The sequence below is a fragment of the Allobosea sp. LC85 genome (genome assembly GCF_000735605.1).
GTDB lineage: Bacteria > Pseudomonadota > Alphaproteobacteria > Rhizobiales > Beijerinckiaceae > Allobosea.
The window spans coordinates 98014-110876 of sequence record NZ_JPKG01000033.1 but is presented as its reverse complement, the minus strand read 5'-3'; the positions used below and the strand labels follow the sequence as shown (position 1 = coordinate 110876).

The window sequence follows — 12863 nt, the reverse complement described above, 5'->3', positions numbered from 1 at the left end:
TCGTTCTGCCGGTCTGGTGCCCCAGGGACGGCCGGCCGGGGCATTACGGCCCCGTCACCGGGCCAGGACCGGAATCGCAGCGAGACCATATCAAATCCGAATGGCGCGATCCATAATCAGTCAATTGACAGATGGGCGCCTCTCCCCAACCTTTGGCCGCAACGGGGGCCATGTTCCCCGGCTCATCAGGGGATTATCGATATGGCCACTCTGCGTCCGACCTGCCTGGGATCCGTCTTCGCCATCGCGCTCGCCACGGGCAGCGTCGTCAGCTCCGGGGCGAGCGCCCAGCAGACGATGTATGTCGCGGGCTATGGCGGTTCCTTCGAGCGCCTGATGCGCACCGAGATCATTCCGCCCTTCGAGAAGGCGAACAATCTCAAGGTCGAGTATGTCGCGGGCCAGTCGACGGCGACGCTCGCCAAGCTTCAGGCCCAGCGCGGCAAGCAGGAGATCGATATCGCCATCGTCGACGACGGCCCGATGTATCAGGCGGTGCAGTTCGGCTTCTGCGCACCGATCGAGAAGGCCCCGGTGCTGGATGACGTCTATCCGATCGCGAAACTGGACGAGAAGGCCATCGCCTTCGGCATCGGCGTCACCACCCCGGTCTACAATGCCAAGATCTTCAAGGAAAAGGGCTGGCCGGTGCCGGCCTCCTGGTCCGACCTCGGCAACAGCGCCTACAAGGGCCAGCTTGCCCTGCTCGGCGCCGCCAGCACGACGGGGCTGCATGGGCTGATCATGGTGGCGCGTGCCGAGGGCGGCGGCGAGAGCAAGATCGAGCCCGGCTTCGCCGCCTTCAAGGACAGGATCCGGCCCAATATCCTGACCTTCGCGCCGTCGGCTCCGAAGCTCGAGGAGCTGCTGCAAAGCGGCGAGATCGCCCTGACCGTGATCTCGCGCGCGCGCGCTGTCGCGCTGAAGAAGGAAGGCCTGCCGCTCGAGGTGGCCGAGCCGAAGGAAGGCGCCGGCGCGCTGATGGTGACGATGTGCCCCGTGGTCGACAGCGACGCCGCGCCGCAATCGCAGAAGTTCATCCAGCACATGCTCTCGCCCGCCATCCAGAAGGTCTTTGCCGGCGCGGGCTATGGTCCGGTGAACCGCAAGACGGAGCTGACGGCGGATGAAGCCGCAGGCCTGGCGGTCGGCGACCAGGCCGTCTCCAAGCTCGCCAAGATCGACTGGCCGACCGTCAACCAGAACCGGGCCGCCTGGACGCAGCGCTGGAACCGCGAGATCGAGCGCTAGATCAGCGGATCGGATTCTAATTCCATACGTTGATCCAAGCTTTTGATTTGCATCGGCTTTCCCGAAGACCAAGATCCGGTTTTCGCCAGTTTTCGGGCCGATGCCTTAAGCCCTCGCCCCCCGGACATCAGGCCTGCGCCAAGGGCGCAGGCGGTTTCATGGATCACAGTCGACTATGGCCAAGATCGCCCTTCGCGGGCTTACCAAGCGCTTTGCCGCCTTCACGGCGCTCAACGGAATCGACCTGGCGATCGAGCCCGGCGAATTCGTCGGACTGCTCGGCCCGTCCGGCTGCGGCAAGACCACGACGCTGAACATCGTCGCCGGCTTCGAGGAGCCGACGAGCGGCGAGGTGCTGCTCGACGGGCGCAGCCTCCGGGGTGTCCCGGCGAGCCAGCGCGGCATGGGCATCGTCTTCCAGAGCTATGCGCTGTTCCCGCACCTGACGGTCGCCGAGAATGTCGCGTTCGGGCTCGAAATGCGGAAGATCGCGAAACCCGCCCGCCAGCAGAAGGTCAAGGAAGCGCTCGACCTGGTGCGCCTCGGCCATCTCGCCGATCGTTATCCCCGGCAATTGTCCGGCGGGCAGCAGCAGCGGGTCGCGCTGGCGCGGGCGCTCGCCATCGAGCCCGCCCTGCTGCTGCTCGACGAGCCGCTCTCCAATCTCGATGCCAAGCTGCGCGAGGAAATGCAGGTCGAGATCCGCGCGATCCAGCGCCGCGTCGGCACGACGACGATCATGGTCACCCATGATCAGGCCGAGGCGCTGGCGACCTGCGACCGGATCGCGGTGATGGATGCCGGGCGGATCGTCCAGCTTGCCGATCCGTTGACGCTCTATGATGCGCCGACGAGCCATTTCGCCGCGAGCTTCGTCGGCCGTTCGTCCCAGCTCAAGGCAAGGATCGTCTCGGTGGAGGCCGGGCGCTGCGCGCTTCGCATCGACGGCGTCGAGGCGGCCGTACCCGGCACGGCGCAGCCCTCGCTTCCGGCGGGCAGCGCGGTGGTAATCGCCCTGCGCCCGGAAAAGGTCCACCTCGTGCCGCCCGGAACGGGCTTTCTCGGCGGCCGGCTGACGTCGCGGGTTTTCCAGGGCAGTTCATGGCTGTTTTCCGTCGAGACAGCCATTGGCGCAGTCCTGTCGTCCGAACCGCATCGCGGCGCGCCTGCCTTCAACGAAGGTGACCATGTCGGCCTCAACTGGCGGCCCGAGGACGCCGCGATCATCGCGGACACGCACCATGGCTGAGGCATCCAGGAGCCGCGTGCCGCTGCTGCTCAGCCTGCCGGCGCTGCTCTTCTTCGCAGCGCTGCTGGTGACGCCGCTGGTGATGATCGCCGTGCTGAGCTTCCAGTCCTTCGACCTCGCGACCGGTGCGACCGGCGGGGCGACGCTGTCGAATTTCGCCGATACGCTGGGCGATCCCTATTACCACACCATCTTCCTGCGGACGGTCGGGATCGCGCTGGCAACCACGGTGCTCTGCGCGCTGATCGGCGCGCCCGAAGCCTATTTCCTGTCGCGGATGCGGCCGCCCTGGCGCTCCATCTTCCTGATCGTGACGCTGAGCCCGCTGCTGATCTCGGTCGTGGTGCGCACGCTCGGATGGGCGCTGCTGTTCGGCCGCAACGGCGTGATCAACAGCGTCGCCTCCGGTCTTGGCCTGACGAGCGGGCCGATCCCGATGCTCTACACCATCCAGGGCGTCGTCATCGCGCTCGTCCATGTCGCGGTGCCGTTCATGATCATCTCGGTCTGGGCCGCCCTGCAACGGCTCGATCCCAAGGTGGTTCGTGCGGCGCAGTCGCTCGGCGCCGGCGAGACCACGATCTTCATCAGGATCATCCTGCCCCAGATCGTGCCCGGCATCCTGTCGGGTTCGCTGATCGTCTTCGCGCTCGCGGCGAGCGCGTTCGCGACGCCCGCGATCATCGGCGGGCGCCAGCTCAAGGTCGTCGCCACCGCCACCTATGACGAGTTCCTGGGCACGCTGAACTGGCCGCTCGGCGCGGCGATCGCGATCGTGCTGCTCATCGTCAACGCCACGATCATGCTGACCTATAACCGCCTGCTCGAGCGGCGCTATGCGAGGTTTGCCCAATGAACCGCAACGGCCCCGTCGCGCTCGTCTGCCACAGCCTCTTCGTCATCTTCATGCTGGCACCGCTGATCGTGGTGATGTGGATGTCGCTGACGCCGAGCAACCTGCTCTCGCTGCCCACGACCTCGTTCTCGCTGCGCTGGTTCCGGGCCATCCTGGCCAATCCGCAGTTCGTCTCCGCCTTCTGGATGAGCATCGTGCTCGGCGTCGTCGCCGCGACCTGCGCGATGGCGCTTGCCGTGCCGGCGGCGCTCGCCTTGGCGCGGCACAGCTTCCCGGGGCGCGAGGCGCTGGTCGGGCTGTTCCTGTCGCCGCTGATCATCCCGCATGTCGTGCTTGGCGTCGCGTTCCTGCGCTTCTTCACGCAGGTCAACATCACGGGCTCGACCGCGGGCCTGCTCGCCAGCCATGTGCTGATCATCTTCCCCTACGGGCTGAGGCTGGTGCTGGCGGCCCTGACCGCGGCCGATCCGGCAATCGAGCGCGCCGCGATCTCGCTCGGCGCCTCCAGCTGGACCGTGTTCCGGCGGGTGGTGTTTCCGCTGATGATCCCCGGCGTCGCCGGCGGCTGGGTGATCTCCTTCATCCAGAGCTTCGACGAGGTCACGATGACGGTGTTCGTGGCGACGCCGTCCTCGATGACGCTGCCGGTCAAGATGTACCACTACATCGAGGAATCGATCGATCCGCTCGTCGCCTCGGTCTCGACCGTCGTCATCCTGCTGACCTTCCTGCTGATGGTCGTCGTCGACCGCATCTACGGGCTCGATCGCATGCTGGTCGGGAAAGGCTGACCAGGCCGGCCTGACAGGCAAGCGCGGACAGGCCAGGCCGCCGCGCCCCCCAATCTCAATCGTCAAGGACACTCACCATGAAAGCCATTGTCGTCGGCGCCGGTGTCATCGGCTCGTCGGTCGCCTATCGCCTCGCGCAGGCCGGTGCGGCGGTCACCATCATCGAGGAAAGACGGATCGGCGGCGGCACCTCCAGCGTGACCTATGCCTGGGTCAATGCCTGCGAGAAGCTGACCTCCCACGCCTATTACAAGCTGAACTTCGCCGGCCGGCAGGCCCATGAGGACATCCTGGCCGAGTTTCCGCAGGCGAACTGGTACCACCGCCCCGGCGTGCTGCAATGGCAGAACGCGGAAGCCGAAGCGGGCGCTCGCGACGGAACCGACCCGCTGGTCAAGCTCAAGCAGCTGATCGACTGGGGCTACCCGGCCGAGCTGCTCAGCCTGAAGGAGGTTCGCGAACTCGAACCGGAGATCGATCCGGACGTGATCGGCAATGCGCCGGTGATCTACTATCCCAGGGATGGCTGGCTCGACCCCGTGCCCTATGCCGGCGCGCTCGCCACTGCTGCGCAGCAGCGGCACGGAGCAAGGCTCATCACCGCCAAGGTGACGGGGCTGATCGTCAACGGCGGGTGCTGCGATGGGGTCGAGATCGAGGGCGGCGATCCGATCCACGCCGATATCGTGGTGAATTGTTCGGGACGCTGGTCCAACGAGGTCGCCACTCGCAGGGAGCATCAGGTTCCACTGGCGCCGACTGTCGGTCTTGTCGCCTATACCCCGCCGGCGGGCGTGACGCTGCGCAGCGCCCTGCGGACCCCGCTGCTCAACATGCGCCCCGATGGCGGCGGTCGCTTCCTGCTGCGCTCGAACGAGCTCGACCGGCTGGTTGCCGCCGACGCTGCCGCCCTGCCCGCGCATCCGCAGGCGCAGGACCTGCTTGCCCGTGCCAAGACGACGATCCCGGCGCTGCGCTCCGTCGAGGTCGAGGCGGTCCGCATCGCGATCCGGCCGATCCCGCGCGACACGCTCTCGGCCGTCGGGCCGGTCCCGGGGCTCGATCAGTACTATGTCGCCGTCACGCATAGCGGCGTGACGCTCGGCGCCTTCCTCGGCGAAGCCATCGCCGACGAGATCGTGCGCGGCCGCACCCGCTCCGAGCTGGCCGAGTTCCGGCCGGCCCGCTTCTTCAACTGACACGCCGTTTCAACCGACCCGCCGATTCAACCGACACGCCGATCGAGGACAGGACATGAAAATCGCCATCATGGGCGCAGGCGCGATCGCCTATGCGAGCGCAGCCCTGCTGATCCAGAACGGTCATGACGCCATATTGTGGTCGCCGTCCGGCCGCCGCAGCGAAGCGCTCGCCCGGGGCGAGCCGCTGCGCAGCGAGGGCGTCGTCGCCGGAGAGTTCAAGCCGGCCGTCGCCGAAGATTGTGCCGCCGCGCTGGCCGGGGCGGATGCGATCCTGATCGCGCTTCCCGCGAATGGCCACAAGACGGTGATGGACGCCATGGCGCCGCATCTCGTCTCCGGCCAGAGTGTCGTGATCAGCTCGCACGCCTCGCTGGGCGCGATCTATCTGGCGCGGCTGATCGCGGATCGCGGGCTCGATGTCCCGGTCGTGGCGCTGAGCACCACGGTGCTGCGGGCGCGCCAGACCAGCGACACCTCCGTGAAGATCGCGACGCTGCGCGGCAAGGTCGACATGTCGACGCTGCCGACGGCAGCGGCCGAGCGCGGCCTGTCACTCTGCAAGGCGTTGTTCGGCGACCGCTTCCGCCCAATCTCGAACGTGCTGGCCGTGGCGCTGAGCAACGTCAATCCGCAAAGCCACATGGCGCTGGCCCTGTGCAATTTCACCCGCATGGAGAAGGCCGAGGCCTGGGGACAGAGCGAGCACATGACGATGGCGGTCGGGCGGCTGCTCGAGGCGATCGACGCCGAACGTCTTGCCATCGCGGCGGCGTTCGGCGTCGAGGTCCGCACCATGCGCGAGCATTATTCGCTGACCTATGGGCTTCCCGATGCAGCCCTCGGCGAAACCGCGAAACGGCTGGCGGCGAGCCAGGAGCCGACGCTGGGACCGGCGACGATCGACACGCGCTATACGCTCGAGGACGTGCCCTTCGGGCTCTCGCCTTTGGTCACGCTCGGACAGTTATGCGGCGTCGCCACGCCCTTGCACGAGGCCGGCCTCCAGATCTTCTCGGCGCTCTACGGGCGCGATCTTGCCGCGGAAAACGACATCCTGCCGGCGCTGATGGCCCGCCAGCTCACCCGGGAAGCGCTGGTCGCCATGACGCGGTGATGCGATGACGCGGTGATGCGGAGCCCGGCATGGCTTCGCCGGGTGCGGAGCCATGCCGGCCCGCCGCATCACCATCCGTGTCATGCCCAGCCGCAACCGATCCTGTCGATTAGTCGACAGGAATGATTACTCGCGGAGGTAGCCGGCTGTGGCCAGGATCGCGGCAAGGCTGGCCGTCATGCCGGATACGCTGGCCGTCTTCTCGACATCGATCCACTCGCCGAGCGAATGGGCCCTGCCGCCGGTGCCGCCCGAACCGATCTTGATCGCCGGGATGCCGAGGCTCATCGGAATATTCGCGTCGGTGGAGGAGGCTTCGTGCCTGGGCACAAAGCCATGGGCCTGAAGGGCTGCGGTCGCGTATTTCACGATATCGGCATCCACCGGCGTGTTGCCCGCGGGACGATCGCCCAAAGTCCTGATTTCGACGGTGATCGCGCCCTCGCTGGTCGAGCGGGTCGCGTTCTCCTGCTCCACCGCCGCGGCCACGATCTCGCGGCAGCGCGCGTCCAGTGCGGCAAGCTCGTCAGCCGATTCCGAGCGGAGGTCGATGTCGATCCAGGCCTCCTCGGGAATGGCGTTGACCGATGAGCCGCCACCGACGACGGAGGCGCAGAATGTCGTGCGGGGCATCGCCGGCACCTGGATGCGGCCAAGCTCCACGATCGCCTGCGCCATGGCATACATGGGGTTCACGATGCCGAAGGCCTGGAAGCTGTGCCCGCCCGGCCCCTTGAACCGAACGGAATAGCGTTTCGAGCCGACGCCGCCGACGACGATCTTCTCCACCTGCGGACTATCGACGGTGATGAAGGCTGCAATCTTGTCGCGATACCGACCCTTGCTGAAGAGATGGCGGACGCCGCGCAGGTCGCCAAGCCCTTCCTCGCCGACATCGCCGACGAACAGGATATCGTTGCGGGTCCGGACCCCGGCAGCGTCCATCGCGCGCACGAAAGCCAGGAGCACGGCAAGGCTGCGGGTGTCGTCGCCAATTCCGGGCGCAAAGAGCTTCGTGCCCTCGCGGCGCACGGTGACATCGGTTCCTTCCGGGAAAACCGTATCGAGATGCGCGGCGACCACGATCAGTCCGCCGTTGCCGCTGCCGCGCCTGAGACCCATCACATTGCCGATCTCGTCCTGCTCGACATCCTCCAGACCATGCGCCTGCAGCATCTCCAGATAGGCGGCGGCGCGCTTATCCTCCTTGAAGGGTGGCGCGGGAATCTCGGTCAGCGTGATGATGTCGGCAATGGTGCGGTCGTGATCGGCTTCGAGCACCTTGATCGCCTCCTTGAACGCCGGATGGCGGGTGATCGCGGCAATTTCGGAGGCGTGATCGCGCTGCACTGGCATTCCCTCATCATGCGGTCTTCTGACCTTCGGCACTGCGCACCCTGTGCCCTCAGCCTGGGGTACGGCGCAAGGCTTCGCCCCCGGTCGTCAGGATCGGGCAAGGTCATCATTCGTCCAAGAACGTGCCTTCAGTCGTGCCCGGGTCAGGGCTGGCGGAATGCGATCCTGCTTCCCCCTCAAGCTCGAACGCAGGGCGCTCCTTGGTGAACATGAGGCCGCGGTGATTGTTCCAGCTGGGGCGGAGTGCTCCGGCCTCGAAGAGGCCCGGTCGCCCGACCGGGATGTTCGGAACCCGATCCGTCCCGCTACGTTCCATCGACTTATGTTCGACCAACCGATGCGCGAACGCTTTGCGCTCGGTCGGCGAGCCCGCAGAGGGTTCGCAGCCAGCCCTCAAACCGAACGAAAGTTCATCCGTTAGCGAGGCAGGTGACGATGTCGGCTCCCCTTGATGTCCTGATTGTCGGCGGCGGACCGGCCGGACTTTCCGCGGCGTTGATGCTGGGTCGGGCTCGCAGGCGCGTGCTCCTGTTCGACGCTGGCCAGCAGCGCAACCGCAGGTCCCGTCGAATCGGCGGCTTCCTGACGCGAGATGGCTGCTCGCCTCGTGATCTGCTGCGGATTTCGAGGCAGCAGCTTCGTGCTTACCCGACGCTGGAATTGCGTGACGGCGTCGAGATCGTCTCGGCAAAGCCCTGTGCTTCCGGCTTCCAGCTGCGCAGCAAAACGGGGGAGGTTTTTCTCGGCCGAAAGCTCCTGGTCGCAACGGGAGTGACGGATTCCCCGCCTCCGATCCCAAACGTGGAGCGCTTCTACGGGCGCGGGGTTCTGCACTGCCCCTATTGCGACGGCTATGAGCAGCGCGACAAGTCGATCGCCGTCTACGGCGGCTCGACGGACGCGTTGGCGCTTGCCCTCGAACTGACGGGCTGGACATCCCGTCTCTGTCTGGTCAGCGATGGGCTCTGCGAGCTGCGCCCCGCCCAGCGGCGCCGGCTCTCCGCAAGCGGCATCACTTTGCGCGAGGAGCCTATCACCGGGCTGAAAGGCCGTGGCAGCCAACTCGAGCGGATTCTATTCGCTAGGGGTGAGGACCTGCCCGTCGATGCGCTCTTCTTCCACGCGAAGGGGCAGGCGCGCCTTGATCTTGCACGCGAGCTCGGGCTGGACGCCGACCGCCGAAAACCGCTGAAGACGGCCGGCTACGGCAAGACGCGCGTCCCGGGCCTTTATGTCGCCGGCGACGCTTCCAATCACGTGCAGTTCGCGATCGTGGCCGCGGGTGAAGGGGCGGCGGCCGCCTTCGCCATCAATACCGAGCTGCTCAAGGAAGATATCGCGGGTTCGCCACGACGAAGCCGAGCCGTTTTGGCGCAAGAGGCCTGCCAGCCTGAGACCCGCCTTCTGCGAAGGGCCTGAACGCCACCCCGTCACGATCGTGCCGCGCCATCAGTAGCGCTGCAGGAGCGCCTGCATCTGCGCGATCTCCCGTTGCTGGGAGTCGGTGATGCTGCGGCACAGCGCGACGAGCTCCGGATCGGTCAAGGAGGCCTGCTCGCACATCAGGATCGCGCCGGAATGATGCGGGATCATCGAGCGCAGGAACTCGGCATTGCCGACGCCGGCCTGCGTGCGCATGCCCAGAAAGCTCAGTGCGAAGACGACGACCGCAACCGCGCCGATCGCGACATTGGCGCGCGGCGAGGGAAACATCGCGCGCATCGAGACGAGCATGACGAGAGCCATCGGCGCGACCATCATCAGCGTCATGTAGACGTTGTTGAGGTTGACGTGGAAATGCGCGAGCGTCGCGATCATCGTGTACATGACGAGATACATCACGACGAAATCGACCGAGAGCTCGATACCCAGCCGAAGATAGTTCGTGCCTGCCGCGCGGTGGTGTTCATGCTCCATGATCGGCTCCTGCCATCGAGGGTTGCATGGAGCGGAAACCCGGGACGCCAATGGCCGGTTCCTGACTGTAGCAATCCGTAACACGGAGCTTGAAGGGCAACGGCGCGGCTCAAGACAGGTCGGACCAGGCCGGCGGCGCATAAGGGCCTGCCTGTTCGTCGAAGCGGGTCCAGCCTCCGCGTTGGTATTCGGCCCGGCGCAGCTCGACATTGATCGGCCCTGCTCCATCCATGATCTTCGCGATGGCCGGCGCGTGGCTGTCGCTGGTTCGGACGGACACGACGGCGCCGCCGCGACGGACGGTTTCGGCCAGATAATGTGCCTCGTCGTCGCTGAAGCCGGCACCCGCCATGGCTCCGATCAGGCTGCCGGCGGTGGCCCCCGCCGTCGCTCCGACCGCAAGCGTGCCAAAGATCCACCCGGCAGCAAGGACCGGACCGATACCGGGCACTGGCAGGGCTGTCAGCCCCGCGAGCAATCCGGCGCCGCCTCCGACTGCGCCGCCGATCCCGGCGCCCGTCGCCGCGCCATCCGCGATCTCGGCCTGCCGGTAACTGATGAGGCTGATATCGTCCGGGGAGAGCCCGGCAGCCTCAAGCCGCGTCACCGCCGTCTCGGCAGCGTTGTGGTCCTCGTAGGAGCGTGTGACGGTCTGGACCATGACGCATCTCCGTTGGCGGGATACCCCTCGGACCGAACCGACCTGCATCGCGCTTGTTCCCAACCCACCGCACGGGCCGTCGCCGTTCGTTCATCGGACTGGATATCGTATCCGGTTCGATGAACTAGGCTTTTTGTGTTTGCATCGGCTTTTCCGAAAACCGCAATCCACTTTTCGGGCCGATGCAGACCTTCTGCGCCTGCATCGGCTTATCCGAAAACCGCAATCCACTTTTCGGGCCGATGCAGACCTTCTGCGCTTGCATCGGCTTTTCCGAAAACCGCGATCCACTTTTCGGGCCGATGCAGACCTTCTGCGCTTGCATCGGCTTTTCCGAAAACCGCGATCCACTTTTCGGGCCGATGCTTCAGGGCTCATTTCTCTGCCCGGGATGCGCCCCGATGACCGAACCTGCGTCACCACTTGCGGTATCATGGTGCCCAACGAATCAGGATTGGCCGGCCGGGCGATCGGCGGCTTAAGCCCTCCGGGCAAGCCGGAAATGGAATGGTCGATGACAAGCGTGCCCCCTGCCATCCCCCCCGTTGCGGCAGATGATCGACATATGTTCGATCTCGCGCCGGTCTCGCTCTGGCTTGAGGATTACAGCGGGATACTGGCGCTGTTCGCGGAATGGCGGGCGCAAGGCGTCAGCGATCTGCGCGCCTTCCTCGAAGCCGATGTCGAGCGCGTCAAGGCCTGCTCCAGCCGCATCCGCCTGCTCAAGGTCAACCAGCAGACCCTGAGCCTGTTCGGTGCGACCGACACCGAGCATCTGATGGCCAATCTCGACCAGGTCTTCCGGGCCGACATGTTGAAGAGCCATGTCGACGAGCTCGTCCAGCTCTGGCAGGGCAAGCTCGATTTCAGCAGCCGCACCGTCAATTACACGCTGTCGGGCGGCCGCCTCGACGTGCAGATCCACGGCCGCATCCTGCCGGGCCATGAGGCGAACTGGAACCGGGTGCTGGTGGCGATCGACGACATCACCGAACGCGAGCAGGCGCGGCGCGAGCTGGTGGCGAGCGAGGCCTATGCGCGCGGCCTGTTCGACCATTCGCCGGTCTCGCTCTGGGTCGAGGATTTCCGCCATGTCAAAGCCCTGCTCGACGATTTGCGCGAGCAGGGCATCGAGGACCTGCGTGTCTTCACCGAAGTGCATCCCGAATTCATCGACCGCTGCATGCACGAGATCAGGGTGATCGACGTCAACAGGCACACGCTCGAACTCTTCGCGGCCCGCGACAAGGCGCATCTGCTCGACAATCTCGACGAGACCTTCCGCGGCGAGATGCGCGTGCCCTTCCGCGAACAGCTCATCGATCTGTGGAACGGCAAGATCTTCCAGCAGCGCGAGGTGGTGAATTACAAGCTCGACGGCACCCTGCTCTACCTGCACCTGCAATTCTCGGTGTTGCCGGGCCATGAACAGAGCTGGTCGCTGGTCCAGGTGGCGCTGACCGACATCACCGCCCGGCGCAAGGCCGAGGCCTATCTCGAATTCCTCGGCAAGCACGACGTGCTGACCAAGCTCTACAACCGCAGCTTCTATGTGGACGAGCTCAACCGGCTCGAACGCAAGCGCACACAGCGCGTCTCGCTGATGCTGGTCGATCTCAACGGCCTGAAACGCGTCAATGACGAGTGCGGCCATGGCGCCGGCGACGATTTGCTGCGCCGCGCCGGCGAGGTGCTCGCCAAGGCCGTGGACAAGCCGCTCTTCGCAGCAAGGATCGGCGGCGACGAATTCGCCGTGGTGCTGCCCGGCGCCGGCACGGGCGAAGCGGCGCTGGTGCTGGCCAATGTCCAGCAGCTGGTCGAGCTCAACAACCAGTTCCATGGCGACACGGCGCTCAGCATGTCGCTCGGCATGGCCACCTCCGAGCCGGGCGAATCGATGGAGTCCCTGGTGAAACGTGCAGACCGGCTGATGTATGAGGACAAGCGCAGCTACTACGCCAACAACGATCACGATCGTCGCCGGCCGGACCTGCTGCCCATGCCCTGAGGCGGGGCTGATTGCGGTCCAACGGCCTGTTATCGGCACGTGCCAGTGCCGCTGAGTGGTTTTCGGGAAAACCCGATGCCTGAACAAAGAGATAGACCGCCTGCGTTCGGACGGACGCAGGCGGTCTAGTCGGGGGTCGGCCGCCCGGGGCCCCGCCGCGGCTGATCACCGAGACGGTCGGACGCGGCCTCGCGAGCCTGGGCAAAAATCATCCCGACTGTCGCGACGATCGTGTCGAGCAGACGCAGATCCTCGTCGATCGAGACGCCTTCGATCGATGCGTTCTTGGCATCGGTCAGAAACTGCTGCTCGAGGGCATCGAGACGCTCCGGCCCGGCGAGAATGGCGATCTCCGTCAGGGCGTTCCTGCCGACGCTGACGGCACCGGCCAGCGACGCAGCCAGGGTGTTGATGAAGGCCTGCTGGTCATCAGGATCGCCCTGCATGCTTCCTCCCGA

The 12863-nt window shown here is 65.9% G+C and carries 13 protein-coding genes; 8 read left to right on the top strand and 5 right to left on the bottom strand.

Features of this window, described 5'->3' with window-relative positions:
• The first annotated feature begins 201 nt into the window (after positions 1-201).
• The 6 genes from FG93_RS16700 to FG93_RS16675 all read left to right on the top strand — a co-directional run bounded on the left by FG93_RS16700 (position 202) and on the right by FG93_RS16675 (position 6463).
• Entirely contained in the window at positions 202-1251 is a 1050-nt protein-coding gene (locus FG93_RS16700) for an ABC transporter substrate-binding protein (RefSeq protein WP_043236323.1), read from the top strand.
• Between the two features lie 175 nt (positions 1252-1426).
• Complete coding sequence (locus tag FG93_RS16695) at positions 1427-2500, top strand: ABC transporter ATP-binding protein (RefSeq protein ID WP_043236320.1); 1074 nt, start codon at positions 1427-1429, stop codon at positions 2498-2500.
• Positions 2493-3356, top strand: coding sequence for an ABC transporter permease (locus tag FG93_RS16690; RefSeq protein ID WP_043236319.1), 864 nt, complete (start codon positions 2493-2495; stop codon positions 3354-3356). The genes FG93_RS16695 and FG93_RS16690 overlap by 8 nt, the downstream gene beginning before the upstream one ends.
• Positions 3353-4147, top strand: coding sequence for an ABC transporter permease (locus FG93_RS16685; protein ID WP_043236318.1), 795 nt, complete (start codon positions 3353-3355; stop codon positions 4145-4147). Before FG93_RS16690 ends, FG93_RS16685 begins: the two co-directional genes overlap by 4 nt.
• A gap of 77 nt (positions 4148-4224) precedes the next feature.
• Entirely contained in the window at positions 4225-5346 is a 1122-nt protein-coding gene (locus FG93_RS16680; protein WP_043236315.1) for an FAD-binding oxidoreductase, read from the top strand.
• Between the two features lie 55 nt (positions 5347-5401).
• A complete protein-coding gene (locus FG93_RS16675; protein WP_043236313.1) occupies positions 5402-6463 on the top strand; it encodes an NAD/NADP octopine/nopaline dehydrogenase family protein in 1062 nt (353 codons plus the stop codon).
• Between the two features lie 126 nt (positions 6464-6589).
• Here the strand turns inward: FG93_RS16675 and FG93_RS16670 are convergent, their stop codons facing one another.
• The gene (locus tag FG93_RS16670; protein ID WP_043236310.1) at positions 6590-7819 is read right to left on the bottom strand and encodes a M20/M25/M40 family metallo-hydrolase; all 1230 of its coding nucleotides are present in this window, start codon (positions 7817-7819) and stop codon (positions 6590-6592) included.
• Between the two features lie 435 nt (positions 7820-8254).
• On the opposite strand from FG93_RS16670, the gene FG93_RS16660 reads away from it, so the two are divergent.
• Positions 8255-9238 carry an NAD(P)/FAD-dependent oxidoreductase gene (locus FG93_RS16660; RefSeq protein WP_081881601.1) on the top strand — a complete coding sequence of 328 codons (984 nt, stop codon included), beginning with the start codon at positions 8255-8257 and terminating at the stop codon, positions 9236-9238.
• A gap of 30 nt (positions 9239-9268) precedes the next feature.
• Here the strand turns inward: FG93_RS16660 and FG93_RS16655 are convergent, their stop codons facing one another.
• The 3 genes from FG93_RS16655 to FG93_RS32445 all read right to left on the bottom strand — a co-directional run bounded on the left by FG93_RS16655 (position 9269) and on the right by FG93_RS32445 (position 10722).
• A complete protein-coding gene (locus tag FG93_RS16655; RefSeq protein ID WP_052513860.1) occupies positions 9269-9736 on the bottom strand; it encodes a DUF305 domain-containing protein in 468 nt (155 codons plus the stop codon).
• Between the two features lie 109 nt (positions 9737-9845).
• On the bottom strand, positions 9846-10397 hold the full coding sequence (locus FG93_RS16650; protein WP_043236306.1) for a hypothetical protein: 552 nt from the start codon (positions 10395-10397) through the stop codon (positions 9846-9848).
• 124 nt (positions 10398-10521) lie between these two features.
• On the bottom strand, positions 10522-10722 hold the full coding sequence (locus FG93_RS32445) for a hypothetical protein (RefSeq protein ID WP_152579472.1): 201 nt from the start codon (positions 10720-10722) through the stop codon (positions 10522-10524).
• Between the two features lie 189 nt (positions 10723-10911).
• On the opposite strand from FG93_RS32445, the gene FG93_RS16640 reads away from it, so the two are divergent.
• On the top strand, positions 10912-12405 hold the full coding sequence (locus FG93_RS16640; RefSeq protein ID WP_043236529.1) for a sensor domain-containing diguanylate cyclase: 1494 nt from the start codon (positions 10912-10914) through the stop codon (positions 12403-12405).
• A 125-nt stretch (positions 12406-12530) separates the two neighbouring features.
• Here FG93_RS16640 and FG93_RS16635 read toward each other — a convergent pair whose 3' ends face one another.
• Positions 12531-12851 carry a hypothetical protein gene (locus tag FG93_RS16635; protein WP_043236304.1) on the bottom strand — a complete coding sequence of 107 codons (321 nt, stop codon included), beginning with the start codon at positions 12849-12851 and terminating at the stop codon, positions 12531-12533.
• Between the last annotated feature and the right edge of the window lie 12 nt (positions 12852-12863).

Excerpts from the sequence above, each read along its gene's own strand:
- FG93_RS16695 (WP_043236320.1), top strand. The coding sequence starts at position 1,427 with ATGGCCAAGATCGCCCTTCGCGGGCTTACCAAGCGCTTTGCCGCCTTC.
- FG93_RS16685 (WP_043236318.1), top strand. The coding sequence starts at position 3,353 with ATGAACCGCAACGGCCCCGTCGCGCTCGTCTGCCACAGCCTCTTCGTC.
- FG93_RS16640 (WP_043236529.1), top strand. The coding sequence starts at position 10,912 with ATGACAAGCGTGCCCCCTGCCATCCCCCCCGTTGCGGCAGATGATCGA.
- FG93_RS16635 (WP_043236304.1), bottom strand. The coding sequence starts at position 12,851 with ATGCAGGGCGATCCTGATGACCAGCAGGCCTTCATCAACACCCTGGCT.
- FG93_RS16680 (WP_043236315.1), top strand. The coding sequence starts at position 4,225 with ATGAAAGCCATTGTCGTCGGCGCCGGTGTCATCGGCTCGTCGGTCGCC.
- FG93_RS16655 (WP_052513860.1), bottom strand. The coding sequence starts at position 9,736 with ATGGAGCATGAACACCACCGCGCGGCAGGCACGAACTATCTTCGGCTG.
- FG93_RS16675 (WP_043236313.1), top strand. The coding sequence starts at position 5,402 with ATGAAAATCGCCATCATGGGCGCAGGCGCGATCGCCTATGCGAGCGCA.
- FG93_RS16690 (WP_043236319.1), top strand. The coding sequence starts at position 2,493 with ATGGCTGAGGCATCCAGGAGCCGCGTGCCGCTGCTGCTCAGCCTGCCG.
- FG93_RS16650 (WP_043236306.1), bottom strand. The coding sequence starts at position 10,397 with ATGGTCCAGACCGTCACACGCTCCTACGAGGACCACAACGCTGCCGAG.
- FG93_RS16660 (WP_081881601.1), top strand. The coding sequence starts at position 8,255 with ATGTCGGCTCCCCTTGATGTCCTGATTGTCGGCGGCGGACCGGCCGGA.
- FG93_RS16700 (WP_043236323.1), top strand. The coding sequence starts at position 202 with ATGGCCACTCTGCGTCCGACCTGCCTGGGATCCGTCTTCGCCATCGCG.
- FG93_RS16670 (WP_043236310.1), bottom strand. The coding sequence starts at position 7,819 with ATGCCAGTGCAGCGCGATCACGCCTCCGAAATTGCCGCGATCACCCGC.
- FG93_RS32445 (WP_152579472.1), bottom strand. The coding sequence starts at position 10,722 with ATGCAAGCGCAGAAGGTCTGCATCGGCCCGAAAAGTGGATCGCGGTTT.